The 25,671-nt window shown below is 72.3% G+C and carries 22 protein-coding genes, 1 tRNA gene and 1 pseudogene; 17 read left to right on the forward strand and 7 right to left on the reverse strand.

What is annotated here, in order from left to right; all coding sequences use genetic code 11:
* From QI554_RS23900 to QI554_RS23920, 5 genes are all read left to right on the forward strand, one after another.
* Positions 1-529, forward strand: a 529-nt coding sequence (locus QI554_RS23900; RefSeq protein ID WP_281472267.1) for a TOBE domain-containing protein, incomplete at its 5' end; no start/stop codon positions are given.
* Positions 526-1,515: an ABC transporter permease gene (locus tag QI554_RS23905; protein ID WP_425528037.1), complete on the forward strand. Its 990-nt coding sequence runs from the start codon at positions 526-528 to the stop codon at positions 1,513-1,515. The genes QI554_RS23900 and QI554_RS23905, both read left to right, overlap by 4 nt.
* Complete coding sequence (locus tag QI554_RS23910) at positions 1,512-2,303, forward strand: ABC transporter permease (RefSeq protein ID WP_281472268.1); 792 nt, start codon at positions 1,512-1,514, stop codon at positions 2,301-2,303. Before QI554_RS23905 ends, QI554_RS23910 begins: the two co-directional genes overlap by 4 nt.
* Before the next feature lie 85 nt (positions 2,304-2,388).
* Positions 2,389-4,434, forward strand: coding sequence for an NAD(P)/FAD-dependent oxidoreductase (locus QI554_RS23915; RefSeq protein WP_281472269.1), 2,046 nt, complete (start codon positions 2,389-2,391; stop codon positions 4,432-4,434).
* Positions 4,435-4,629: 195 nt separating this feature from the next.
* Positions 4,630-5,520, forward strand: coding sequence for a DMT family protein (locus QI554_RS23920; RefSeq protein WP_281472270.1), 891 nt, complete (start codon positions 4,630-4,632; stop codon positions 5,518-5,520).
* Positions 5,521-5,533: 13 nt separating this feature from the next.
* On the opposite strand, the gene QI554_RS23925 is transcribed toward QI554_RS23920, so the two are convergent.
* Positions 5,534-5,794: a hypothetical protein gene (locus QI554_RS23925; protein ID WP_281472271.1), complete on the reverse strand. Its 261-nt coding sequence runs from the start codon at positions 5,792-5,794 to the stop codon at positions 5,534-5,536.
* A 139-nt stretch (positions 5,795-5,933) separates the two neighbouring features.
* Here QI554_RS23925 and trxA point away from each other — a divergent pair, with 139 nt between their 5' ends.
* The 3 genes from trxA (at position 5,934) to QI554_RS23940 (ending at position 8,426) form a co-directional block, all read left to right on the forward strand.
* The gene (trxA, locus tag QI554_RS23930; RefSeq protein ID WP_281472494.1) at positions 5,934-6,434 is read left to right on the forward strand and encodes a thioredoxin; all 501 of its coding nucleotides are present in this window, start codon (positions 5,934-5,936) and stop codon (positions 6,432-6,434) included.
* Between the two features lie 420 nt (positions 6,435-6,854).
* Positions 6,855-7,379 carry a DUF7144 family membrane protein gene (locus tag QI554_RS23935; RefSeq protein WP_281472272.1) on the forward strand — a complete coding sequence of 175 codons (525 nt, stop codon included), beginning with the start codon at positions 6,855-6,857 and terminating at the stop codon, positions 7,377-7,379.
* A 231-nt stretch (positions 7,380-7,610) separates the two neighbouring features.
* Positions 7,611-8,426, forward strand: coding sequence for an anti-sigma factor family protein (locus tag QI554_RS23940; protein WP_281472273.1), 816 nt, complete (start codon positions 7,611-7,613; stop codon positions 8,424-8,426).
* 52 nt (positions 8,427-8,478) lie between these two features.
* On the opposite strand, the gene QI554_RS23945 is transcribed toward QI554_RS23940, so the two are convergent.
* Positions 8,479-9,915, reverse strand: coding sequence for an MFS transporter (locus tag QI554_RS23945; protein WP_281472274.1), 1,437 nt, complete (start codon positions 9,913-9,915; stop codon positions 8,479-8,481).
* A 194-nt stretch (positions 9,916-10,109) separates the two neighbouring features.
* Here QI554_RS23945 and QI554_RS23950 point away from each other — a divergent pair, with 194 nt between their 5' ends.
* The 6 genes from QI554_RS23950 (at position 10,110) to QI554_RS23975 (ending at position 15,864) form a co-directional block, all read left to right on the forward strand.
* Positions 10,110-10,733, forward strand: a complete 624-nt coding sequence (locus QI554_RS23950) for a TetR/AcrR family transcriptional regulator (RefSeq protein ID WP_281472275.1) — start codon at positions 10,110-10,112, stop codon at positions 10,731-10,733.
* Between the two features lie 201 nt (positions 10,734-10,934).
* Positions 10,935-11,339 carry a hypothetical protein gene (locus QI554_RS23955; protein WP_281472276.1) on the forward strand — a complete coding sequence of 135 codons (405 nt, stop codon included), beginning with the start codon at positions 10,935-10,937 and terminating at the stop codon, positions 11,337-11,339.
* Between the two features lie 64 nt (positions 11,340-11,403).
* Complete coding sequence (locus QI554_RS23960) at positions 11,404-12,282, forward strand: hypothetical protein (protein WP_281472277.1); 879 nt, start codon at positions 11,404-11,406, stop codon at positions 12,280-12,282.
* Between the two features lie 89 nt (positions 12,283-12,371).
* On the forward strand, positions 12,372-13,937 hold the full coding sequence (locus QI554_RS23965; protein WP_281472278.1) for a peptidoglycan-binding protein: 1,566 nt from the start codon (positions 12,372-12,374) through the stop codon (positions 13,935-13,937).
* Positions 13,934-14,614, forward strand: coding sequence for an ABC transporter ATP-binding protein (locus QI554_RS23970; protein ID WP_281472279.1), 681 nt, complete (start codon positions 13,934-13,936; stop codon positions 14,612-14,614). The genes QI554_RS23965 and QI554_RS23970 overlap by 4 nt, the downstream gene beginning before the upstream one ends.
* A gap of 56 nt (positions 14,615-14,670) precedes the next feature.
* The gene (locus QI554_RS23975; RefSeq protein WP_281472496.1) at positions 14,671-15,864 is read left to right on the forward strand and encodes an ABC transporter permease; all 1,194 of its coding nucleotides are present in this window, start codon (positions 14,671-14,673) and stop codon (positions 15,862-15,864) included.
* A gap of 75 nt (positions 15,865-15,939) precedes the next feature.
* Here QI554_RS23975 and QI554_RS23980 read toward each other — a convergent pair.
* Positions 15,940-16,016, reverse strand: a tRNA-Val gene (locus QI554_RS23980).
* Positions 16,017-16,156: 140 nt separating this feature from the next.
* Here QI554_RS23980 and QI554_RS23985 point away from each other — a divergent pair.
* A complete protein-coding gene (locus QI554_RS23985) occupies positions 16,157-17,506 on the forward strand; it encodes a hypothetical protein (RefSeq protein WP_281472280.1) in 1,350 nt (449 codons plus the stop codon).
* A gap of 396 nt (positions 17,507-17,902) precedes the next feature.
* Positions 17,903-18,385 carry a hypothetical protein gene (locus QI554_RS23990; protein ID WP_281472281.1) on the forward strand — a complete coding sequence of 161 codons (483 nt, stop codon included), beginning with the start codon at positions 17,903-17,905 and terminating at the stop codon, positions 18,383-18,385.
* An 80-nt stretch (positions 18,386-18,465) separates the two neighbouring features.
* Here the strand turns inward: QI554_RS23990 and QI554_RS23995 are convergent, their stop codons facing one another.
* From QI554_RS23995 to QI554_RS24005, 3 genes and pseudogenes are all read right to left on the reverse strand, one after another.
* The gene (locus QI554_RS23995) at positions 18,466-19,329 is read right to left on the reverse strand and encodes an HAD family hydrolase (RefSeq protein WP_281472282.1); all 864 of its coding nucleotides are present in this window, start codon (positions 19,327-19,329) and stop codon (positions 18,466-18,468) included.
* Positions 19,326-21,967, reverse strand: a pseudogene (locus QI554_RS24000) (phosphoribosyltransferase). The gene QI554_RS23995 and the pseudogene QI554_RS24000 overlap by 4 nt, the downstream one beginning before the upstream one ends.
* Positions 21,968-21,971: 4 nt before the next feature.
* Complete coding sequence (locus QI554_RS24005; protein ID WP_281472283.1) at positions 21,972-23,246, reverse strand: HpcH/HpaI aldolase/citrate lyase family protein; 1,275 nt, start codon at positions 23,244-23,246, stop codon at positions 21,972-21,974.
* A gap of 397 nt (positions 23,247-23,643) precedes the next feature.
* Between QI554_RS24005 and QI554_RS24010 the strand changes: the two genes are divergently transcribed.
* On the forward strand, positions 23,644-24,900 hold the full coding sequence (locus tag QI554_RS24010; protein WP_281472284.1) for a TerD family protein: 1,257 nt from the start codon (positions 23,644-23,646) through the stop codon (positions 24,898-24,900).
* A gap of 22 nt (positions 24,901-24,922) precedes the next feature.
* Here the strand turns inward: QI554_RS24010 and QI554_RS24015 are convergent, their stop codons facing one another.
* Positions 24,923-25,609: a TerD family protein gene (locus QI554_RS24015; RefSeq protein ID WP_281472285.1), complete on the reverse strand. Its 687-nt coding sequence runs from the start codon at positions 25,607-25,609 to the stop codon at positions 24,923-24,925.
* Between the last annotated feature and the right edge of the window lie 62 nt (positions 25,610-25,671).

Below are 25,671 nucleotides of genomic sequence, written 5' to 3' on the forward strand. Positions count from 1 at the left end.
GACGATGGCCGACACGATCGCGGTGATGAACGGCGGTGTGATCGAGCAGCTCGGCTCGCCGGCGGAGCTGTACGAGTCCCCGCGGACCGCGTTCGTCGCCAACTTCCTCGGCCAGTCCAACCTGCTCCCGGCGAAGGTGGTCGGCCGTTCCGGTGACGACCTCCTCCTCGACGTCCACGGCACCCGCATGGCGCTCCCCGCCGCCCGCAGCACCGCCGCCGGCGACAGCCTGGTCATGGGCGTCCGGCCCGAAAAGATCACCCTCGCAAGGGCATCGGCCGAGGGGCTCCCCGACGACGGCCGCAACCGGCTGCGCGCGGTCGTCACCGAGGCGAGCTTCATCGGCGTGTCCACCGAGTACCGGGTGCGCATCGACGAAGGCGCCGAGCTGGTGGTCTTCTCGCAGAACCGCGACGACGAACGCCCGGTCCCCGGCGACGAGGTCGTGCTCCACTGGAGCGCCCGGCACGGCTTCGGCCTCGACCCCGCGCAGGACCTGGACGCCGGCACCGGGGAGGGCGCGCTGTGAGCGCCACGCTCGCCAAGGCCGCGCCCGGGCCGGCCGCCCCCGAGCCCGAACGGGCCGGGCCGGACGGCTCGTTCGCCGCCCGCGCCTGGGCCGCGACGGTCGCCGCCGTGCGCTCGGTCGTACGCGAACTGCGGCGCATGCCCTACCTGTTGCTGCTTCCTGGCATCGGCTGGCTGATCTTCTTCTTCCTGATCCCGCTGTACTACCAGGCGAAGATGTCGGTCTCCTCCGGCTCGCTCGAGGACAACTTCACGCTCACCTGGTCGTGGGGCACGTTCAGCCACGCCTGGAACCTGTACGACGAGCACTTCCTGCGCTCGCTCTACTACGCGGGCGCGGCGACCGTGCTGTGCCTGATCCTGGCCTACCCGCTCGCGTACACCATCGCGTTCCGCGCGGGCCGCTGGCGGAACCTGCTGCTGGTGCTGGTCATCGCGCCGTTCTTCACCAGCTTCCTGGTGCGCACGCTCGCCTGGAAGACGATCCTGTCCGACCACGGGACGGTGGTGGGCTTCCTCAACGCGGTCCACATCACCGACGTCACCGCGAACCTCGGGCTCACCGAGGGCGACCGCGTGCTGGCCACGCCGCTGGCGGTGGTGACCGGACTGACGTACAACTTCCTGCCGTTCATGATCCTGCCGCTGTACGCCTCGCTCGAGCGCATCGACCCGCGCCTGCACGAGGCCGCGCAGGACCTGTACGCGAGCCCGGCCGCGACGTTCCGCCGGGTCACGCTGCCGCTGTCCATGCCGGGCGTGGTCGGCGGGACGCTGCTGACGTTCATCCCCGCGTCCGGCGACTACATCAACGCGCAGTTGCTCGGAAATCCACGCGAGACCATGGTCGGCAACGCCATTCAGGCGCGCTACCTCAAGGTGCACGACTACCCGACGGCCGCCGCGCTGTCGTTCGTGCTGATGGCGGTCATCCTCGCGATCGTCACGTTCTACATCCGCAAGGCCGGGACGGAGGACCTGGTATGAGGTGGCTGCGCCGCAACCTGGTGGTGATCGCGGGCCTCGCGACGCTCGTCTACTCGATCGCGCCGAACATCGTCGTCATCGTCTTCTCGTTCAACGACCCTGCCGGCAAGTACAACTTCGAGTGGGACCACTTCTCGACGAAGGCCTGGACCGACCCGTGCGGTGTCGCCGGCATGTGCGACTCCGTCCAGCTGAGCTTCAAGATCGCCATCCTGGCGACGGTGTTCGCGACAGTGCTCGGCACGCTCGTGGCGTTCGCACTGGCCCGCTACCGGTTCCGCGCCCGGGGCTTCGTCAACTCGATGATCTTCCTGCCGATGGCGATGCCGGAGATCGTGATGGCCGCGTCGATCGGCATGCTCTTCCTGAGCATCGGCATGGAGGCGGGCTTCACGACGATCCTGCTCGCGCACATCACGTTCTGCATCAGCTTCGTCGTCACGGCCGTCAAGGCACGCGTGCTCGGCATGGACGCGACGCTCGAAGAGGCCGCCAAGGACCTGTACGCGACGCCGGTCCAGGTGTTCCTGCGCGTCACGCTGCCGCTCGCCGCCCCCGGCATCGCGGCCGGCGCGATGCTCGCGTTCGCGCTGTCCTTCGACGACTTCATCATCACCAACTTCAACGCGGGTCCCGACACCGTGACGTTCCCGATGTACGTCTGGGGCGCGTCGCAGCGTGGAACTCCCCCGCAGATCAACGTGATCGGCTCGGCGATGCTGATCATCTCGGTGCTCGTCGTGCTCGGCTCCCAGCTCCTGGGGAGGCGCAACCGCGTCAAGGCCTGACGCCGAATCCGGCGACAGCAGGGTCTGTTCGTTCTCCCCGGCCAGGAACCATCCCACCGGAATCACGAACGAGAGAAGGGCCACCATGCCCGAGACCTCTTCCGCCCCGAACCACGAACCGAATCCAGCAACGACGTTCTCCGCACCCGAACCGAGCGCGCCCGACCCGGCGCGCGACCGCGAGCTCGGCATGCACCGGCGCATCGCGCGCCGGGACTTCCTCAACGGCATGGCGGTCACGGCAGGGACACTGGCCGCCATGCAGCTGCCCGGGTTCGCCGGGGCGGCGGCCGCGGACACCGGCGCGGGGGCCGGGTCCGACGGCGGCACCACCGACACGGGCGACCGGCACGGGGTGCCGCCCGGGCCGTACCCGCCGGCGCTGACCGGGCTGCGCGGCAGTCAGCCCGGATCGTTCGAGACCGCTCACGCGGTTCGTGATGGATCGTTTCAGCCGGGGCGCACCGTGCCCACCGGCGAGCGCTACGACCTGATCGTGGTGGGCGGCGGCATCAGCGGCCTGGCCGCCGCGTACTTCTTCCGCGAGCGGCACGGCCGCGACGCGCGGATCCTCGTCCTCGACAACCACGACGACTTCGGCGGCCACGCGCGCCGCAACGAGTTCACCGTCGGCGGCAAGCGGCTGCTCGGCTACGGCGGCACCCAGTCGATCGACGGGCCCGCGACGTACAGCCGCGAGGCGATCGGCCTCATCAAGGCGATCGGCGTCGACACCGACGCCTTCTACAAGGCCTACGACGACAAGTTCGAGGAGCGCTGGGGCCTCGGCCGCGGCACGTTCTTCAACCGCGAGGCGTACGGCACCGACGCGCTCGTGGTCGGCAGCCCCTACGACGACCCGGCCGGATTCGCCGCCCGCACGCCGCTCACCGAAGCCGGACGCGCCGACCTGGTAAGGCTGTTCACCGACAAGGCCGACCCCATGCCGGGCCTGACCGACGACGAGAAGAAGGCCGAGCTCACCAAGACGAGCTACCAGGCGTACCTGCGCGACGTCCTGCACATGGGCGCCGAGGTGCAGCAGCTCTTCCAGCGCGGCACGCACGACCTGTGGGGCGTCGGCATCGACGCCGTCTCCGCACTCGACTGCTGGGCGACCTGGCAGCCCGGGTTCACCGGCCTCGCGCTCACCCCGACGCCGTACCCCGGGCTCGGCAAGACGCCGCGGCACGAGCTGGAGTCCGAGGAGCCGTACATCTTCCACTTCCCCGACGGCAACGCGTCGGTGGCGCGGCTGCTCGTGCGGAGCCTCGTGCCGGGTTCCGTCCCCGGCCACAACATGCGCGACATCGTCACGGCGCGCGCCGACTACAGCGCGCTCGACCGGCCGTTCAACCGCGTGCGCATCCGGCTCGGCAGCACGGCCGTCCACGTCGCGCACGACGGGCCGGTCGGCCGGCCGCGCGGGGTCGAGGTCACCTATGCGCGCGACGGCCGCACGTACACCGTGCAGGGCGACGCGGTGGTGATGGCGTGCTGGAACACGATGGTGCCCTACCTCGTGCCGGAACTGCCCGCCGAGCAGCGGGCGGCGCTCGCGTACTGCGTGAAGGTGCCGCTCGTCTACACGAACGTGGTGCTGACGAACTGGCGGGCCTTCGCGCGGCTCGGGCTCGGCGAGACGAACACGCCCGGCATGTACTGGGACGGGTTCGGGCTGGACTTTCCCGTCTCGCTCGGCGACTACCACTTCTCCAAGAACCCGTCCGAGCCGGTCGTCGTGCACGTCTCCAAGGCGCCCACCAAGCCGGGGCTCGGGCTGCCCGCACGCACCCAGCACCGGGCCGGGCGCGGGGAGCTCTACCGGACCACCTTCGAGACGTACGAACGCGAGCTGCGGGACATGCTGGCGCGGGCCCTCGGCGGAGGAGGGTTCGACCCGGCACGTGACATCGCGGCGATCACGGTCAACCGGTGGCCGCACGGCTACGCGTACGAGTACTCGTCGCTGTGGGACCCGATCGGGCCGGACGACGAGCTGCCGTACGGCATCGGACGACGCACCTATGGGCGCATCGCGATCGCCAACGCGGACTCGGCCGCCTATGCGTACACGGACGCGGCGATCGACCAGGCGTACCGGGCGGTGACGTCTCTGACGCACAGGTAGCGGGCGAGGCGGGTCCGCGCGGCACGGCTGAGCGCCGCCGCGCGGACCCGCTTGCGGTGTGACGCGGGCGTGCGGACCTCGTCGCGCGCCTGCGGGCGTCCTCGCGCAGGTGTGCACGCCTGGCGGTACGCCGGGGACTGTCCCATTCCCGTGTCTCCCCGCGTGATCCGGGCCGCGCCCCCGTACGGTGACCGGATGGTCGTCTCGCTCATCGCCGCCGTCGCCGCCGCCGTCTTCTACGGGGTGGCCACCGTGCTCCAGGCGCTCGGCACACGGCGGACCGAGCGGAGCGCGAGCGAGGGGCTCGACCCGCGGCTGCTGGTGCGGGTCTTCAAGACCTGGCCGTTCGTCGCCGGCACACTGCTCGACCTCGCCGGGTTCGCGGCGCAGCTCGTCGCGCTGGCGGAGCTCCCGGTGTTCGCGGTCGAGGCGGCGCAGGCGGCGAACCTCGCGGTGACCGCGGTGGTCGCGGTGCCGCTGCTGGGGGTGACGCTCGGCCGCCGTGAATGGGGTGCGGTGGGTGCGGTGTGCGTCGGTCTCGCGCTGCTCGGGCTGTCCGCGGGGGCCGAGGGGCCGTCGGCGACCGGCGACGCGTTCCGGTACGCGCTGCTCGGCTCGGTGGCGGTGATCGCGCTGCTCGGGATGTGGGCCGCGCGGCGCCCGGAGCCGTGGCGGTCGCGGCTGCTCGGGCTGACGGCGGGCCTCGGGTTCGGCCTGATCGCGCTCGCGGGGCGCGTGGTGACCGATGTGGCGATCCGCGACCTGTGGACCGACCCGGCGGCCTGGACGGTGCTGCTGGCGGGGGCGGTCACGCTGCTGATGTACGCGACGGCGCTGCAGGGCGGGGCGGTGACCGCGGTCGCCGCGGCGCTGGTGGTCGGCGAGACGGTGCTGCCGGCCGCGGTGGGGATCATCTTCCTCGGCGACCACAGCCGGCCCGGCTTCGTCCCCGTGGCGGCGGTCGGCTTCGTGCTGGCGGTGGCGGGCGCGATGGCGCTGGCCCGGTTCGGCGAGGGCGGCGACCCTCCGGCCGGAGGGAATTCCGAGGCCGACCCGGCGGACGCCGCGAACGCGTCCGCCGGGTGATCGGCCGGTCCGATCAGTCCTCCGGCTCGATGAGCTGGTACTCCAACTCACCGATGGTGTTCGCGAATTCGGCGGGGGTGAAGACCGCCCCGTCGTACACGAACGCGGGTTCTATCGCGGTCTCGGCGAGGCCTTCGGCGGTCGTGTCGACGACCACCACCGCCCAGCCGATGACCGGGCACAGGACGGCCTCCACGCCGGGTCGGCTCAGTTCCAGATCCCAGCCCGGCTCCGCCGGGGTGAGGTTGACGACACTGCGGCGGGTGTAGCGCATGGCGGGACTCCTCCGGAGGCGGGGTGCACCAGCGGGCGTGACGCTGTGTGGCAAAGACTATGGGGCTGGAGTGACGGCCGTGGCGGGACGGGCCTCCTGATCGCGAAGCGGCCACATGCTTGCCGCGGAACCGGGCACGATGGGGTGCAGGGCAGGTCAGGGGCACCCGGAATGCGCGGGATCGCCGCATCGTTCCACTGCTCGTCAGCATTCACGCAGGACGGAGAGGCACATGGCCACGGTCGAACTGACCAAGGACAACTTCGACGAGGTCGTCAGCGGTGACGGACTGACCGTCATCGACTTCTGGGCGGCCTGGTGCGGACCGTGCCGCCAGTTCGCACCGACGTTCGAGCGGGTCTCGGAGCACACCCCTGACGTCGTGTTCGCCAAGGTCGACACCGAGGCCCAGCCGGAGCTCGCCGCGGCGTTCTCGATCAGCTCGATCCCGACGATCATGCTGGTGCGCGACAACGTCATGGTCTACGCGCAGCCGGGCGCGCTGCCGGAGGCGGCGCTGGTCGACCTGATCTCGCAGGCGCAGAACCTCGACATGGGCGAGGTCAAGCGCAAGGTCGCCGAGCAGCAGGCGACCGCGCAGGGCCAGTCGTCCAACGGTGACGGCCCGCAGGGCGACTGATCCGCGTACGCCGTCCACCCGCCGCGCAGGGAATTCGTCCGGAATATCCGGTAAGAGCGCTTTGCACAGGCGGCGGGTTGGGGGTCTACTGGAGGGACCGGGAGGAGCCCGCACGAGAGAGACGCGGGGAAGCGGTCCTCGTTGACCGCGCACCGCGCAATCAGGATCCGCGAGAAGCGGATGGGTCTCCTCCCGCACCCCTGTCCAGGGCGCCTTTTCGGCGCCGCGGACGCCTCCTTCGACAATCTGTCGGCCCCGACTGCGATACATCCCGAGCGACGGCCCGGTCCCCCGCGGACCGGGCCGTCGGCGCTTCCCGCGGGCTGTTCGGGCCGCCTTTCCTATCCGCCGGGCAAATCCATACAAATCGGACTACCGTGGGGTTGAAGGCGACCGAACGGACGCAGTAGGGAGCATGCCATGGCACGCAAGTCGAGCGGGTTCAACGCCTGGTCAGGGTGGGTGGCGTTCGCAGCATTCGCGCTGCTGACCCTGGGTGTGCTCAACCTGATGCAGGGGTTGACATCGTTGTTCCGCGACGGTTACTTCGTGACGGCTTCCGGCGACGATCTCTTGCTCCGGAGCTACACGACGTGGGGCGTCATCCTGCTGTGCTTCGCCGCCGTCCAACTGGCGGCGGGCATGGGGCTGCTGACCGGCCAGACGTGGGCCCGGTTCGTGGCTATCGGGCTGGCTGTCCTCAACATCATCGGCCAGATCGCGTTCCTGGCGGCCGTCCCGCTGTGGTCGACCATCGTGATCGCCCTGGACATCGTCGTCCTGTACGCACTGACCGCACGATGGAGTGTGTCGCAGGGCATGGAAGAACCCATGGGCCGCGAAGAAGCGGCCGAATGGCAGTCGGGCGCGACCACCGGCCGCCACGCGGCGGGCTCGGGTCCGACGACCGGCGGCGGCCGGGAGATGCCCGGGCAGATGCCCTAGAAGTACCGCGGCCCGCCCTCGCGCGGGGCGCCGAACAACCGAAGGATCTGTGACACGTGAGGCGGCGGCCCGGCCGGGCCGCCGCCTCCGGCATGCCCGGAGCGCGCGTACAGCGGTCGTGGGGGCCCGCGTTGAACCCGGGCGGCCCCGCGTCCGTACCCGCTAACAGAGGGGAATTCCTCCGTCGACCCGCACCGTTGTCACCGTGGTTCCGCGTGAAAGGAGGCCGGCATGACCGACCCTGTCGAGCACACCGACGTCGCGGCGTACGCGCTCGGCCTCCTGGATCCGGGCGAGAGCGCGGCGTTCGAAGCACACCTCGCGGGCTGCGCGCGCTGCCGGCACGAACTCGGCGAACTCGGGGACACGGCCGCGCTGCTGGCGCTGTCCGCGGAGGCGGACGCGGACGTTTTCGGGCCACCGGGCGGGCGCGTCGACGAGGCGGCCGCGGCCCGGTTCCGCGCCGCGGTCCGCGAGGAGGTCGCGCGCGGTGAGGAGCCGGACCTTTTCGTCGTCGAGGGCGCCGTCGAGGGCACCGTCGGGGGGCCGGTGGACCTGGCCGCGTACCGGCGCACCCGGCTGCGGCGGCGGGTGGCGCTGAGCGTGGCGGGCGCCGCGGCGGCGGCCGTGCTGGTCGTGTCCGGCGTCGCCCTCGGCGGCGGCTTCGGCGCGGAGCACCGGGACGCCTCCGCGCACCCGTCCGCGGACCTGCCGATGACGGGCGAACGGCACCCCGGGCAGGGTGTGGCGGGCGGCGTGGACGGCTCGACCGGGTTCATCGCGGTGGAGAGCCGTGGTTGGGGCAGCCACATCGGGCTGCAACTGAGCGGCGTACGCGGCCCGTTGCGCTGCGACATGATCGCCGTCGGCAAGGACGGCAGCCGCGAGACGATCGGCAACTGGCAGGTGCCGCCGGCGGGTTACGGGACGCCGGAGCACCCGGACCCGCTGACGTTCCACGGCGGCTCGTCCATGCCTGCGGCCGCGCTGGACCACGTCGAGGTCCGGACGAGCGACGGGCGGCTGCTGCTGGACGTGCCGATGTAACGGACGGCGGGGGCGGGTCGGGCCGCTGGCCCAGCCCGCCCTCCGGCGGTCGTCACGCGTCGCGGTCGGTGCGGCGCCGTCCGAGGAACGCCCCGGCCAGCAGGGCCCCGAGGAGAACGAGCAGCGCGTTGACGAGGATCGCGGTCGTCACGCCGGACAGCACCGCGTCGGTGGCGGTCGAACCGCCCGCGCCGGCCGTGGCGATCGCGCTCATCACCGGGATGCCGAGCGTGATGCCGACCTGCTGCGTCATGGTGGCGAGGCCGGTGGCCAGGCCCTGCTCCTCGTCCGGGAGTCCGGACGTCGCGGTGACCATGAAGCCGACGATCACCAGCATGTTGCCCACGCCGCCGACGAACGTCGCAGTGAGCAGCAGCCAGATCCACGCGCCGGACGTCCCGAGCGCGACCAGGGCGAGCGTCGCCACCGCCTGAACGACGCCGCCGAACACGATCGTGGCCCGGTTGCCGAACCGCCCCACCGCGCGCCCACCGAGGGTGCCGCCGAGCACCGTGCCGACACCCAGCACGCCGAACGCGAGGCCGGTGGCCAGCGGCGTGTAGCCCAGCACCTCCTGCAGGTAGAGCGTCAGGAGGAACACGAGCGACGTCTCGGTCACGAAGGCGATGAGGCCTGCGGCGTTGCCCCAGATGACGTTGCGGCGCTTGAGGACGCGGGTGGGGACGAGCGGCTCGGCAGCGTGCTGTTCGACGAACCAAAACGCGACCAGCAGGACGAGTCCGGCGACGAGCGACGCGAGCGTGGCGGGCTTCGTCCAACCGCTCTCCCCCGCCTGCGTGAGCCCGAACACGAGCAGGAGCAGGCCGCCGGTGACGGACACCGCACCGGGCACGTCAAGCCTCGGGCGACGTACGGGACTTGAGTCGGTGATCACTGACGGAGCGAGCACAACAATCACCGCCGCAACCGGCACATTGATGAAGAACGCCCAGCGCCACGAGAGCAGATCGGACAGCAGCCCGCCGAGGATCGCCCCGGCGGTGAACCCTGCCGACATGAGCGCGCCGTTGAGGCCGAGCGCGCGCTCACGCAGCGGACCCTCCTTGAACGCGGTGGTCAGCAGCGCCAGCCCGGCCGGAGTCACGGCGGCGGTGGCCAGACCCTGCACCACCCTTGCCACGAGCAGGACTTCGGGCGACGTGGCGAGCCCGCCGAGCGCCGAGGACAGGCCGAGGACGGCCATGCCACCGATGAACAGCCGCTTGCGTCCGACCAGATCGGCGACGCGGCCGAACAGCAGCGTGAATCCGGCCGCGGCGAGGGCGAACGCGGTGGCGATCCACTGGAGGTTCGCGAGCGAGAAGCCGAGGCCTTTCCCGACGGCGGGGAGGGCGACGTTCAGGATCGAGAAGTCCACGGCGACCATGAACTGGGCGCCGAGGAGCAGGGTGAGCACAAGCTTTTGACGCCCCGTCATCCGGACGGGGACGTCGGCTGTATATGCGGGGTTCTCCAGAACCGCGGACATGACAAGTACTCCCTTTCGGGCAGGCAGGGGACGTGGGAGAGCGGGCAGGGACTGGACGCGGGGTGCGGGGTGCGGCCAGGCGCGGGACGCCGGGGCGCGGGCAGGGGCCGCCCACGCCTTAATGGTTCTAGCGTCCCGTTAAGGTAGGATCACCGTAACACCTTTGACACTCTTAATGGAACAGGAGTCCCGTTATGGCCACGGACGCGGATCCCCGCCCCACCCGGCCCGGCGGCCGGACCGCCCGCGTCCGCGAAGCCGTCATGCGCGCCGCCGGCGACGCACTCGCCGAACACGGCTTCGACCGCCTCGACCTCGCCGACGTCGCCCGCCGCGCCGACGTCGGCAAGACCACCGTCTACCGGCGCTGGTCCACCACCACCGGACTCGTCGCCGACCTCCTCGCGCACATGGCCGAGGAATCCGTCGCCCGCACCGACACCGGCAACCTGCGCGACGACCTCCGCGCCAACGCCCGCCTCGTCGTCCGCACCCTCACCGACCCCCGCCAGGGCCCGCTCTTCAAAGCCGTCATCGCCGCCGCCACCGGCGACCCCCGCACCACCGAAGCCCTCAACCGCTTCTACGCGATCCGCATCGCCGAATGGGCCGGCTGCGTCGACGCCGCCGTCACCCGAGGCGAACTCCCCACCGACACCGACCCCCACGAGGTCATCCGCGCCGTCTCCGCCCCCCTCTACTACCGCCTCCTCGCCACCGGCGACCCCCTGGACGACACCACCGCCACCCAAGCCGCCGACGCCGCCCTCGCCGCCGCGATCGCAGGGGTGTTCACCACCGGAACCACATCGCAGTAGTCGGCCGTGCCTATGTCCGGCAGCGGCGGACTTTCGACACCCGGAATGCAACTTTCCGCTGTGACCTTCGTCGCGTGATCAACTTCATCCAACTGGTTGTAAGGCATTTGGATGAATGCCAAGATCCCTTCGGTCGCCGCTGGTTCGGCGGCCGGAGCCATATCCCGGAACATGACCTTCCGAATATGCACAGGGGGATTCATGCGTTCTCGAAGGATTGCCGCGTCGCTTGCCGCGAGCGCGGCGCTGTTCTCGCTGACTCTTGTCGGTTCACCGGCGTCCGCCTCGGTCTACGACTACGGCGCCGGCGGCGTGCACCTGAGTTCCGAGTACGAGCACATCAACCGGGGCGGTGACCAGTACCGTTTCTGGAGCTGGAACCCGTGCAACACCGGCCAGAGCGCCGGGTGGGCGGATCTGGGCAGCTCGACCGCCAACAACAAGATCACGTCGTTCGAGACCTGGTCGTACTGCCAGAACGACCACTACGACCTCCACAACCTCGACGGCTCGGGTAGGCGCAGCGGATATTGGGGCGGATACCAGCCCTACATCGGCAACATGAACGGCATGAACGACCTGACCAGCTCCATCATCTGGAGCTGAACGAACAGCGCGCCCCGGTCAGGGTTGCCTGGTCGGGGCGCGCCCTCCGGGGGAAGGGGACGGCGTGAGGCGACTGGCCGTCGGTGCGGCGGCGCTGGTGTTCGGAATGGTGTCCGCCGGGTGCGGCGGCGGCGCGGACAAGCAGGCCGAGCCGGCACTGGGCCCGATGCCCGTGCTGCGTGCCGAGAAGGACATCAAGCTGCCACTCGACGCATATCGGGAGACGCTCGCGCAGCGGGGCAATACATGGCTCGCCGTACAGACACTGGGGCGCGACTGCATGCGCGGTCTCGGATTCGACTGGCAGATCCTCCCGTTGGCGCAGCAGCAGGACGACGACACCGCCAATTCCCGGCGATACGGAATATTCATCGAGGCGGAGGTCCGGCAATGGGGTTACCGCATTCCCCCGCCGATCAAGCCGCCCGAGCCGAAACCGCCCTCGAACCCCGTGACTCCGGCGCAGATGGAGGCGTGGAGCGGGAAGGCGCAGAACGCGCCGATCGGGCAGGCGGCCGCGGGTGGCGGTTGCTCCGGGCAGGCGATCGCAAAACTGGCCAAGGGCACGTCGGGTGCCGGCCGGGACCTCGTCGAGCAACTCGTCCACCAGGCGAGCGACTTGGCGGAGGAGGACAGCCGGGTGGTCAAGGCCTTCGCAGCCTGGAGTTCGTGCATGAAGGGGCGAGGCTTCTCCTACAAGTCTCCGTGGGATGCCAACGACGCCTTCCCGTCCGCGGGCGACGCCGTTCCCCAGCAGGAACTCGTCACCGCCGCCGCGGACCTGGAGTGCCGGCAGTCGGTGAACCTCGTCAACCTCTGGTTCGCCGTCGAATCCGCGTACGAGCAGCGGTTCATCGAGCAGAACGCCCAAGCCCTGCAGGCATACAAGAATCACCTGGAGACCGTGCAGCACGAGGCGCTGACCGTACTCGCCGGCCGCTGACAGGCGCGGCGCGAAGTGCCGGCGCACCGTCGACCGCCGACGCGCCGGAACGCTGAGGGCACACCACGCACAGCTACGGAAGCGAGAGCATGGCAGACCTCCGGAGCCGACCCGGCCGCACCGGCCTCGGCGGACCCCCTGCCGGGGCGTCCGAGTCGGAACCCGTCCAGCCCCTGCGCCGCAGGCGTGGCCGCGCGCTCGCGTGGGTGGTGGTGATCGCCGTCGTGCTCGCCGGAGCGGGCGTCGCCGCGGCGCGGTTCATCAAGTCGCCTGCGGAGCGGGCCGCGGAGGCGGACCCGCCGGCTCCGTCGGTGATCACAGCGCCGGTCGAATCGCGGCGGCTGACCGACACCGTGGTGCTGCGCGGACAGGTCGCGGCGGCGCAGACGGTGGAGGTCGCGCCGCAGGGCGGCGGAGGCAAGGACGCGGCCGGCAAGCCTGTGGTGACCGGAGTGCGGGTGACGGCCGGCGACGTGCTGAAGCCCGGGCAGGTGCTGCTGGAGATATCCGGGCGGCCGGTGTTTGTGCTGCCCGGTGAGGTGCCGGTGTACCGGGACCTGAAGCCCGGCGCCGAGGGCAAGGACGTCGCCCAGTTGCAGGCGGCGCTGGCTGCTCTCGGACTGAAATCCGGTGCGGACAAGGATGGTTCGTACGGAACCGGCACCCGCAAAGCGGTCGAGGACCTGTACCGGCGACTCGGATACGAGCCACCCAGGTCGCCGGACGCGGGCGACGAACAGCTCAAGGGCGCGCAGGACCGTGTGACGCAGGCCGAGCGGGCCGCCAAGACCGCCAAGGACGCGCTGGCCTCGGCGCGGGCCGCCGCGAAGCAGGCCTCCCCGCCGCCCTCGGGACCCGCGAGCGGTGGTCCCGGGGCGGACCCGGTCAAGGCCGCCGAACAGCAGTCCGCCTACGCCGACGAGGACCTGGCCAAGGCGCGAAAGGACCTCGCGGATCTGCAGGCCAAGGCCGGGGCGATGGTGCCGGCCGCCGAGGTCGTGTTCCTCAAAGGATTCCCGGGCCGGGTGGACGCGGTCGGCGCCCGGGTCGGCGGCGAGGTGAAGGAGAAGGCCGTGACGATCTCGGCCGGCGCACTGGTCGCGAAAGGGCAGCTGGCGCCGCACGAGAAGGGCCTGGTGCGGCCGGGCATGAAGGTCAGGCTGCTCTCCGAGCTGACCGGGGTCGAGGCCGAGGGGACGGTGGCCTCGGTGGCGGACACGCCCACCGTCCCGAACGACACCGACGGGCGGGGCGCGGGCGCGGGCGCGTCCACCGGACGGACGTTCGAGATGGTGGTGGCGCCGACCAGCCCCCTGGACCCGAAACTCGCGGGCCAGGACGTCCGGCTGACCGTCGAGGCGGCGTCGTCCGACGGTGAGGTGCTGGTCGTGCCGCTGTCGGCGGTCTCCGCCGGGGCCGACGGCCGCACCGTGGTGACCGTGCTGGCGGCGGACGGCGGGCAGCACCGGGTCGAGGTGCGCCCCGGCCCGACCGGGGACGGCTTCGTGCAGGTCACACCGGCTGGCGGCGGGCGACTGACGCCGGGCGACCGCGTGGTGGTCGGCGTCAAGCGCACCCGCACGGACTCCGACGGCGGTGGGCGGGGCGGGGCTCCGGCCGGTGGCCCGGGGACCTCGTCGGGTGGTGCCGGATGAGCCCGGTCATCGCCTTCCACGGCGTCGGGCTCACGTACCCAGGCCCGCCGCCGGTCCCGGCCCTGCTCCCGGTCGATCTGCGGGTGGAGCGCGGGGAGTTCGTGACGATCGTGGGTCCGTCGGGCTCGGGCAAGTCGACGTTCCTGAACGTCGCGGGTCTGCTCGACCGCCCGTCCTCGGGCCGGTACGTGCTCGACGGCGTCGACACCGGCGCGCTGAAGGACGCCGAGCGCACCGCCGTACGCGGCTCGCGCATCGGGTTCGTGTTCCAGGCGTTCCACCTCCTCGCGCACCGCGGTGCGCTGGAGAACGTCGAACTCGGCATGCTGTACGGCGGCCTGCCGCGCCGTGAACGCGCCGAGCGGGCCCGGGCCGCGCTGGTCCGGGTCGGACTCGGGCACCGGCTGCACGCGCTGCCGACGACGTTGTCCGGCGGGGAGCGGCAACGCGTCGCGATCGCACGCGCGTTGGCGCCGCGCCCCGCACTGCTGCTGTGCGACGAGCCGACCGGCAACCTGGACACGGCCACCGCCGCCGACGTCCTGGACCTGCTCGACGAACTGCACGCCGCCGGGATGACGGTCATGCTGATCACCCACGACCCGCAGGTCGCCGCGCGCGGCACCCGCACACTGACCATTCGCGACGGGCTGCTGACCGAACAGGCTTACGCGTGACCGGCCTTCACGCCGAGCCGGAGGTGGCGCCGTCCGTCCCCAAGTCCCGACTGCGCATGCGAGACCTGCTGACCGAGGCCGCCGCAGGGATGCTGCAGCGCCCGGCCCGCTCGGTCCTGACCGCGCTGGGCACCGTCCTCGGCGTCGGCACGTTCGTCGCCGTCCTCGGCCTGACCGCGACAGCGACCGGCCAGATCGACGAGCGGTTCAACGAGCTGACCGCCACCGAGATCGGCGTCGACGACACCGGCGGCACGAACGCGGCGATGCTGCCGCTCGCGTTCACCCCCGACGCCGACGCCCGGGTCCGCGCGCTCAACGGCGTGACCGGCGCCGGCGTGTATTGGCCGGTACGCCTGCCGACCGGTGCCACCGTCCGCGCCGCACCGGTCGGGCGCGACGCGGGCGGCCAACCCGTCCAGGTCGTCGGCGCGTCCGCCGGACTGCTGCCCGCCGCGGGCGCGACCTTCGCGGAGGGCCGTGCCTGGGACACCTTCCACGACTCCCGCGCCGAACAGGTCGCCGTCATCGGCGAAGGCACGGCCGCTCGGCTGGGCATCACCACGCTGGAAACCCAGCCCGCCGTGTTCATCGGCGACGTTCCCTTCACCGTGGTCGGGATCCTCGCCGACACCGAGCGCAAGGCCGACCTGCTGCTGTCCGTCCTCATCCCGCGCACCACCGCCGAGAAGATCTGGGGCCCGCCCGAAGACGGCAAGCGCGCCGCCATGCTCGTCACCACCGAACTCGGCGCCGCACGCCAGGTCGCCGACGAGGCCCCGTACGCGCTACGCCCCGACCACCCCGACTACTTCACAACCATCCCGCCCCCGGACCCGCGCACCCTACGCGACAACGTCACCTCCGACCTGGGCACCCTCTTCCTCCTGCTGGCCGGGATCTGCCTGGTCATCGGCGCGGTCGGCATCGCCAACACCACCCTCGTCGCCGTCATGGAACGCACCGGCGAAATCGGCCTCCGCCGCGCCCTGGGCGCCCGCGGCCGCCACATCGCCGGCCAGTTCCTCGCCGAATCCGCCGCCCTCGGCGCCCTCGGCGGCCTGGTCGGCACCAGCCTCGGCACCATTGCCGTCGTCACCACCAGCGCCGCCCGCGCCTGGACCCCGGTCGTCCACCCGGCCACAGTCGCGGCCGCCCCCGCAATCGGCCTCCTCACCGGCCTACTTGCGGGCCTGTACCCCTCCTGGCGAGCATCCCGGATCGAACCCGTCGAAGCACTACGTAGATAGAGAGAAACCGACCGAGTCGAAGTCGATCGTGGACGTCAAGAAGCCCCAGGGGACGCTCCCCTGGGGCTTCTTCGCTGGTGGGCACAGACAGACTCGAACTGTCGACCCCTGCTTTGTAAGAGCAGTGCTCTAACCAACTGAGCTATGCGCCCGAAGGGGGACAGCGTACCGAATCGGTGTGTGTGCATGCGCACGCGTTTCATCGGGGTGGGGTGGGGGTGGTTGGCCGGTGGGGGTGGGGTGGACCTGGGAGGATGGGGGTGGGAGTCCCAGGGCGGCGACGGGAGCTGGTGTGGCACTCGGGGCGGTACGGCGGCGGGTCGGCGCGGGGGCGATGGTGGTGTGGCCCGTGTGGACCGTGGTCGCGCTGGTTCCGGTGCTGGTGTCCGGGACGTTCGCGGGTGGGGAGACCAGGCCGTGGCGGCGGCGCCGGGAGGCGGCGCGGGTGGCGGCGGGTGGGGCTCGGGAGGCCGCCGGGGACGCGTTCGTGCGGCTCGACACCGCGCAGCGGGACCTGCGGATCTCGTTGGAGACGGTGCGCGCGGTGGAGCCGTCGCCGGCGAGTGAGAGCGCGTTGCGGACGTTCGCGCAGCTCAGTGACACCGTGGATGAGGCGAGCGCGGCATATATCGCCGCGATGGACCGGCATCCGCTCGAGGGCGACCATCTGGAGACCGACCAGTACGAGGCGGCGCGCCGCGAGTTGGACGCGGTGGCGCGGCGGCTCGACGAGGTCGGCAAGGAGTTGGAGCGGTTCGCCGGTTCGATCGGCCCGATGATCGCTCGGGCGGACGCCGCGCTCGCGCAGCTGCCGCCCAAGACCGAGCACGCGCGGCAGCTGGCCCGTGCCGCCGCCGACGCTGTGGAGCAGGCCGAGCGCGCGGGTCTCGCGACGCCTGCGTTCGCCCGCCGGCTGGAGGCGTTGCGGGCGGAGGTCGCCGATCTGGACCGGGGTGCCGCCACGCACGGCGTGGCGGGCACGTTGGCGCTGGCCGCGCGCGTCGAGGCGGACGCGCAGGCGTTGTACGACGAGGCCGAACGGCTGCCGAGGCTGCGCGACGACGTGACGAAGCGGCTGTCGTCGCTGCGTACCCGCGCCGAGGCGGTGACGTCGCGCTCGGGGGACGTCGAGCCCGCGCTGAGCCGGTTGCGGCGCGGCTACAGCGCCGCGTGCTGGACGGATCTGGAAGGTGTGCCGCAGACCGTCGCCCGGTCGGTCGAGGTGGCCGAGGCGCGGATCGCCGAGGCCGGGGAGTCCGCCAAGCGCCAGGAGTGGGCGGACGCGGTGAGCCGTCTGGCGACCGCGCGCGCCGCGCTCAACAACGCCGACGAGGCGATGGCCGCGGTCCGCGACCGGCTGCACGACCTCGACGAGGTCGCCCGCGACCCGCAGGCGGAGGTGGAGCGGACACGCTTCGCGCTGCGGGACGCCCAGCGGCTCGCCCTGGCCGGCCGCGCGGTCGCCGAGGACCGGTACGCGTCACGCCTGGACGCCCTGGTCTTCCGCCTCGACGCCGCCCGCGAGCACCTGGACGGACCGCACCCGGACTGGTGGCGGTTCCTGTCGGAGACCCGGCAGATCCGCGTCGAGGTCGGCCAAGTCGTCACCCGCATCCGCGAGGACCGCGCCGGCGGCGGATAGCCGGAGGGAGAGCGGCGTCTCGCGCCGCTCGGCCGGCGAGGCCCAGTCGACGCCGGGCCGCACCGCGTCGGCCCCGCCGGCCTTCGCCGAGGCGCCGCCCAAGGGCCTCACCAGGCCTCGTGATCTTCACCACAGCCCAACGGGCAAACTAGGACAAATGCCCCAGAGTTCACGACACTGGGTCAACCTGTGGCAACCACCGGCGACCGTTCGCACAATCCGCCCGGCACCCCCTGCCGAACCCGGCGATTCGCCGTTTAAGGTCTTCAGAACCGCGGTAGGGCAGGGCCTTTGGTCCCGACCACTCGGGACCGTCATGCGGCGCCTCTCGTCGAGGCCTCCGGGCATGGCTTCCCCGACCGCGGCGCAGTAAAACCGACTCTTCGGGGACGTGCCATGCCCGTGATGCTGATTCCGATGCTCGCCTTCGTCGCGATCGCCGCCGCCCCGTGCGTGGCCGCGCTGCGGCGGACGCCCAAGGCCGCCCCGGCCGCCGTGATACCGATGCAGAACTCCGACATGCACGACCTGCGCCGCATGCTGCACTCCGCGTACGACGAGGAGCGCGACCTGCTGCACGAGCAGGCCGTGCGCTGGCTCAACTCGCTGGGCCGCGGCCCGCTGCGGGTCACGGACGCCTCGCCCGCGCCGCGTGGGCTCGGCGGCGACACCGTCATCCTGAGCGACGGCACGGTGCTGTGCCTGTCGGCGACCGGCGGCGCGATCAACGAACTCGTCCACGCGCTCGACCGCTTCACCGAGGTCGCGCTGACCCGTGTGCGCGCCGCGCGGGACGGGTTCCAGCTGACGTTCGACATCGAGGGCCGTCAGGTCAACGCCAGTGCGGAGCTGCTCACGGTGCGCGGCGCGGACGTCTAAGGACCACAGGAACAAAAGCGGCGGCCGCCGGGGATCAGCCCCGGCGGCCGCCGCTTTTCCGCGTCAGCTCAGCGGACGCGTCACGCCTCGGCCTGGTCCAACTGCCCCAGCAGCCACTCCAGGATCGTTTCGCCTGCCCGCACCCCGACCTCGTCGATCGCGACGACGTGCGGCGCGCGCCAGTCGGTGTCGGCCAGTTCGCCGTGCCCGGGCCGGATGCCCGCGTCGGCGGCCTTGAGCAGTTCGATGTCGAGCAGCGAGTCGCCGGCCGCCAGCACGGTGTCGGCGCCGCTGCGCCGCCGCACCTCGTCGACCGCCGAGCCCTTGGTGAGAGCCTCGGGAACGAAGTAGAGCTTGCGGCCCTGAAGCGACACCCCGTAGCCGCGCTCGCCCGCCCAGCCCGTCAGTTCCTCGACGAGCCCGGCCGGCACCCGGTCGCGTTCCAGGACGAGGTACGTGAACAGGTCCTCCGCGACCCGCAGCTTCCGCGTCCACTCCGGGTCGGTGACGTCCTCCAGGTGCGCCACGACCTCGGCCAGCGGCGCGGACTCCTCGTCCAGCCGCTTGCGGACGCCCGCGTGCCAGTCCTCGTCGGTGACCCCGTCCACCAGCAGGTGGCCGCCGTTGGCGCAGATCGCGTACGCGGGCGCCGGTCCCGGCAGGTGTATGCGCCGGTACTGCTTGCGCGTGCGGGTGGTCGTCGGCACGAGCAGCGCGCGCCGCCCGAGTTCGGCGATCAGGCCGACGGCGTGCCCGGTCATGAACGAGATGGACTTGCCGTCGTGCACCTCGACGCATTCGAGGGCCGGCGTCCGCTCGCCCTCCGCCAGGCCGAGCCTGGCGGCGGCGCGCGAGTAGACGAGGGTGCGGTCCAGGTCGCACGCGGCGACCACCCGCCCGGTGCGCTGTCCGACGTGTGTGCTGCGTTTCTCGGCCTTGGTCACGTGGCTCCCATGTCGCGGCGGAATCCGGGCTTGACCAGTCCGACGCAGGAGTACGGCAGGTCGTCGACCTCGACGACCGGCACCCCGCGCTGCTCCGCGAGCATGCGGACGTGGTCCAGCTCGGTGCCGACGCCGCGCCGGGCAAGGATCATCCACGGCACGCGGCGCAGCAGAACCCGCGTGGTCTCCCCCACGCCGGGTTTGATCAGATTGACGTTGTCGATCCCGTATTCGGTTCCGATGCGTTCGACGGCACGCCAGCCGTCCCACGTCGGCGTGCGGTCGGACGCGGCGAGCACCGGCCAGTCGCGCGCGACGGCCTCGGCGACCGCGGCGAACTTCGCCTCCACGCCGTCCAGGAACAGGTTCGACACGTCTGCGGCGGCGAGGTCGCGGTAGAACTTCGCGCCGTGGAAGTCGTCCGGGCCGATCAGCCCGTCGCGCAGCACGGTCCGCGACACGAGGCCCGACACCGTGGAGTTCAGGCACGCGGACGGGATCAGGAAGTCGTCGCGGGTGCCGTACGTCGTCACGCACGACCCCGGGTCGGCGAGCACCGCGAGCTCGTCAGAGAACCGCAGGCCGGTCGCCGCGTACAGCTCGTCGAGGGCCTCGGTCAGCTCGCGGGTGATGGCGCCCTTGCCGGTCCAGCCGTCCACGAACATCACGCGCGCCGGGTCGTACTCGCGCGCCAGCCAGCGCAGCGCGACCGTGTCGATGCCGCGCGCGCGGACGATCGAGACCGCGTAGTGCGGCAGGTCCAGGCCGTGCGCGTACGCCGCCCAGCGCCGCATGAGGACGCCGACCGGCGTGCCGGCCCGGGCCAGCGACACCAGCACCGCGTCGCGGCCGCGCTCGGCGAGCACGATCTCGGTGACCACACCGACCGCGTGCGCGAGCCGCTCGGCCGTCTCGTCCAGCGCGGTGTGGAACAGCGCCTGGTACTCGGGCGAGGGCTGGTACTCGATCGGCAGCGACTCGGCGTAGTGCGCGCCGCCGTGCTGGATGGCCTCCTCGCGCTCCTCGAGCGGGGCCTCCAGTTCGACGTCCGACAGATCCTTCAGCAGCCAGGCGACCTCGTCCGCGGCATAGGAGGAGAACCCGGGGCCGACCAGCGGCTCGGGGAGTTTTCCGGTGTCGCGAACGGTCATACGGCTACCTCACGGTCGGGAACGGCGGATCCGGCAAGGGGGACAGCGGGCACATACGACGGCAGCACGGCCAGCGCGACGCGGTCGGTGACCCGCGCCAGCGCGGCGAGCAGCCCGCCCGGCGCGTGCAGCGCGGGCGTGTCGCCGACGGTGTCGACGACGAGCACGATGGTGTCGAACCGCCGCGCGGGGTCGGCACCCGGGTCGACGTTGTACGTGTAGCGCTCCCCCGGGCCGTCGGCCGGGTCGTCGTGGGCCGGGAACGCCAGGCGGGTGCGGATCGCGTAGCCGGGGTCGTCGACGGCCAGCACCGGCGACCGGGTGGTCGTCGAGTAGCGCACCTCGACGGCGTCGCCGGACGCCTCGGCCGCTTCGGCGAGCGCGCGGGCGAGGCGCAGCGGCGCGTACATGAGTTCCTCGAAGCCGAGCACCAGGACCCGCCGGGCGCCGTCCAGCTGCGCGGCGAGCCCGGCACCCAGTTCGGGAAGCGCCTTCTCCAGCGCGGCCTGGTGGGCGGCGGTGAAGCCGTGCCGGCCGCCGTCGGGCAGGTCCGCGGGCCACGGCACGTCGAGCCGGACGACACCGGCCGGGGCGTCACCCGCAACATCGGCGGCGGCGACCGTGCGCGACTCCTCCTCCGCGACCAGCCGCGCACCGAGCTCCAGCGCGTCGTCCGGCAGTTCGACGACGCCGTGCCCGAGCGCCACCACGTCCAGGCGCGCCCCGAGCCGGTCCGCGAACGCCGCCATGACCGCGCGGTCGGCGGTGGTGCGGACGTCTATCAGCGCGGCGATCACATAGCGGCCGCGCGGGGCGACGTGGTGCAGCGCCTCGATGGTGTTCAACACCGTGCGCCCGGTCGACAGTTCGTCGTCCACGAGGACCAGCGGCCCGGTGCCCGACAGCAGCGCCGGGTCCTCGGGCAGCAGCAGATGGGAGGTGGCGTGCGAGTGCTCCTCCTCGAACCCGCCCACCGGGGCGAGCCCGTCGACGGGGCGGCGCGTCGAGTGCAGGTACGCGGCACCCGGCAGCGCCTCGGCGACGCAGTGGCCGAGGCCGGTCGCGGTCTCCGCGTAGCCGAGCACGACCGGCGTAGCCCCGTCCTCGCCCGCACCCTCGCCGCCCGCCGCATCCGCCCCCGCCGCGTCGTCCGCGAGCACCTCCCGCACCAGCGCGCCCAGTTCGAGGCCCGCGCCGTGCACGACGTGCGGCAGCTGCGGGACGTGCTTGCCGAGCACCGTCGACACCAGCAAATGGGCGCGCCGCGGGTTGCGGCGCAGCGCGAGGCCGACCAGGCCGCGCAGTTCGGCGGATCCGTCGCCGCCCGCGAACAGGTCGGTGGATATGCGCGGGCCGATCTGCTGCGGCTCGGAGCCGAGCCGCAGCCCCAGCCGGGCGGCCACCCACGTTCCGGACCAGCCCTGAACGGCCGCCGCCGATGCGCCGGCGCTGCTCTGACGTCCCGTCACCACACTTGCCCCGCTCATTCGTTCACATGCCCACGTAGGCCGGGGAGGACTGCTCGTCGCGGCGCGGCGCGACCGACGCGCGCACCGGCCCGTGCCCTCGCTCCTCGCCGCCCGCCGCCGAACCGGCGTGCGACGCGGCCGCGAGCAGGTCCACGAAGCTGACGTCCTCGGCGGCCACGCCGAACGCGCCCGCGCGCCGCATGACGGCCTGGGCCCACGCGCGGTGCGGCTTCACCTCGTTCATCTTGTTCGTGTACGCGGAGCGCAGCACGCCGCCGCCCGCCGCGCCCTCGGCGAGGATGTCGGACGCGTCGCTGAACTCCTCGTGCGTCACCACCGACATGGCGTGGATGACCGCCACGTGGCTCGGGTGGATCGCGGTCTTCCCGAGCAGCCCGTTGGCCTTGTCGAGTTCGAGCTCGCGGATGAGGCCGTCCAGGTCTGCGGAGATCAGCCGCGAGCGCAGCGCAACCGCCTCGTCCGGGTCCTCGGCCTCGGCGAACGGGGAGCGCCGCAGCTGCGGCTTGAAGAGCCGCTCGCCCTGCGGGAAGTACTCCCAGACCGGCCCGGAGATGACGAAGCCCGTGCCGTCCGAGCGGCCGAAGACGTTCACGATGTCGGCGATCAGGCCCGCGACCAGGTGCACGTCGTAGGCCGTCAGGTCGCGCGAGCGGCGCAGCGCGTACGCCGACGCGAAGTCGGTGGCGCCTATCCGCACCGCGAGGATCTGCTCGCGGTGCGCCGCCAGCAGCGCGGACAGCTCGATGAGCATGCGCTGCCGGTACTCGAGATAGGCGATGCACGGCGACTCGATGACCGGCATGCCGAGCAGCCTGCGGCCGCTGTCGAGGCTCGCCTCGGTGAGCGCCTTGAGGTAGCGCGCGCCGTTGTCCGGCTCGAACTTCGGCATGACGAAGCCGGTGAGCGTGGCCAGCGCGGGGCCGAGCCGCTCGGCGAGGTCGGTGATCTGCTCGGGGGCGCGCACGCGCACGAACAGCAGCGGGCCGTCGGCGCCGGACTCCAGGTGTTCGGTGAGCTGGGCGATCAGGTTGTGCTCGCCCATCTCGACGTCGCCGTCGTCGATCGCGTCCTCAAGGCACAGGACCATGGACGTGACGCCGCGCGCGGCCTGCTTGGCGATGTCGGCGGCGAGCGTACGGCGCGTCGCCGGGCTGTACAGCGTGGCGCCGAGCGCGGCGGCCAGCACCGCCGGCTCGCTGTCGCGGTGGAAGTCCTGCGGCGGGCGGTGGAACAAATGGCTCAGATCGTGGTCGTCCAGGTAGGCGAAGTGGCGCATCTAGTTCCCCCTTGCTGTCGAGGTTTCCGGTCCGGGCGCGTCCCGATGTGTGCGGTGTGGTGGTGCTGTGGGACCTGTTTCGCGCCCCTTGGCGCGTTCGCGACCGACCGGGGATCCCGGCAGGCACACATACGGTAACCGAAAAGCAAAATGCCAGGAGTTGCCTCCGGGTACACGCGAAAGACGTTCACGGGCTTGTCACAGCCCTGTCACACGTGATCCCGCTGTGCGTCGCTTGCGTCGGGTTACGGACGAAACCTCGCGAATTCCCGCACTCGTCGCTTGGAGTTCACGCTGCGTGCACGGTCGGTGACGGCTGAAAACCCGTGAGCCGTGCGGGACACGCCGCCGGGGTCGGCGTTGAGCCCCGGGCGCCGGAACCGGCAGGATGGGGCCCATGACGCAGGTGATGACCAAGGGCGCGAACACGGTTCTCGACGCGGAGTCGGTCCGCGTCGTCCTGGAGTGGCGCACCGGCCCCGGCGTGCCGGACATCGACTGCTCGGCGCTCCTGCTCGGCGCCGACGGCCGGGTGCGCAGCGACGCCGATTTCGTCTTTTACAACCAGCCTAGGCATCCTTCCGGCGCCGTGGTGCACGGCGACAAGACCGTGTCGCCCAACGGCTGCGCGGACGCCTTCCGGGTGGACGTCAAGGCACTCGAGAAGGACGTCACCCGCGTCGTCGTGGCCGGCTCGGCCGACGGCGGTCGGGTCAGCGCCGTACCCGGACTGATCCTGCGGGTGTTCGACGCGGGCGGCGGCGCGGAGCTGCTGAACTTCCCGATCGCGGGCGCGACGACCGAGACCGCGTTCGTGTTCGGCGAGATCTACCTGCGCAACGACCAGTGGAAGTTCCGCGCGGTCGGCCAGGGCTACGACTCGGGACTGGCGGGGCTCGCGACCGACTACGGCATCAACGTCGACGACGAGGACGAGCCGCCGGCGCAGCAGGCCGCGGCCCCGGCCCCGGTCGCGACGCCGACACCCGCACCGGCCCCCACGCCCGCTCCGGCGCCGACCCCGGCCCCGGCGCCCGCGCCCTCCCCCGTGGCGCCGCAGACGCCCGCCTCGCCCTCTCCTTGGCCCACCCCGGCGCCGACCACGCCGGGCTCCACGCCACCCGGCGGCGCCCCGGCGCAGCCCGCCAATCCGTTCGGCGCCCCGGCCCCGGCGCAGCCCGCTCCGGCGCAGCCCGCCGCGGCCCGGCCCGGTCCCGCCGCCCCGACGCCCGACCTGGCCCCCACGGCCCTCATGCCGGCCGGCGGCATCCCGGACACCCCGGCGCCGCCCGTCACCCCCGGCGCGCCCACGGGCCCGCAGACCCCGTACGGCGGCGCCCCGATCCCGCCCCCGCCGGGCCTCGGCACCCCGGGCGCCACGCCCGCCGGCTCGTCGGCGACCCCGCCGGGCATCCTCCACATGCCGCCGGGCGGCCCGCAGTACGCCGTCGGCGGTGCCCCGGGCGGCAACACCCCGCCGCACGGCCAGTTCGCCGGCCAGGCCCCGCAGCAGGGGCAGCCCGGCGGGTTCCCGCCCGCCCAGCAGCAGGGCCAGGGCCAGTTCCCGGGCGGGCAGCCGCAGCAGGGCGCCCCCGGTCAGGCCCCGTCCACCCAGTGGCTGAACTCCCCGCCGCAGGGGCCGCAGTTCCAGTAGCCGTTCCGGTCGCCGCCCGCGGTTACTTGTAGCCGCGGGCCCACACCAGGCCCCACCCGAAGGCGCGGTCCAGCTCCGCCTGGAAGCCGTCGATGTAGCGGACCGTGCGGCGGACCGTCATGTCGTCGCCGTGGTTCTCCAGCAGGGCCACGGCGCACGTGCGGGCGCCGGACGAGCGTTCGTCCAGGCGGACCTCGATCGGGCGGCCGGCGTTCGGGAACAGGCTCACGACGCCGTTGGCCTGGTCGAAGGCCGGGGTGCCGTCGTAGATGTAGACGAAGATCAGCAGGCGCTTGATCAGCCGGGTCTGGTCGAGGTTGATGAACATCGTCTCGCCGGACGCGGAGCCGGTCCGGTCGTCGTGGTCGAGCCGGACGTACGGCGCCTGGTTGAAGTCGCCGTACAGGTTCCCGAGCGCCTGCACCACACCCTTCGAGCCGTCCGCGAGCTCCCACATGCAGCCGAGGTCGAGGTCGATCTTCTGCGGCAGCGGCGGCGCCTGCACCTGCAGCGGCCGGAACAGCCCGCCGCGCGGCTTGGACGGCTGCTCCTCGTAGTGCTGGTTCCAGTGCAGGTTGACGCGCAGGGTCCCGTTCGCCGAGCCCTGCCGGGTCAGCGACACCTCGGGGGTGCTGCGGGTGAGGGTGACCTTGTGCCCGCCGGTGTCCGGCTCGCCCACCAGCCCGGTCTGTCGTCCGAACAACGGCATTGCGCCTCCCCGCCCTTGCCACCTTCGGTGACGGTGTACACACAAAAATAGCCGTACCGCAC

Origin of the sequence: Yinghuangia seranimata, assembly GCF_029953285.1 — a bacterium.
GTDB classification, from domain to species: domain Bacteria; phylum Actinomycetota; class Actinomycetes; order Streptomycetales; family Streptomycetaceae; genus Yinghuangia; species Yinghuangia seranimata.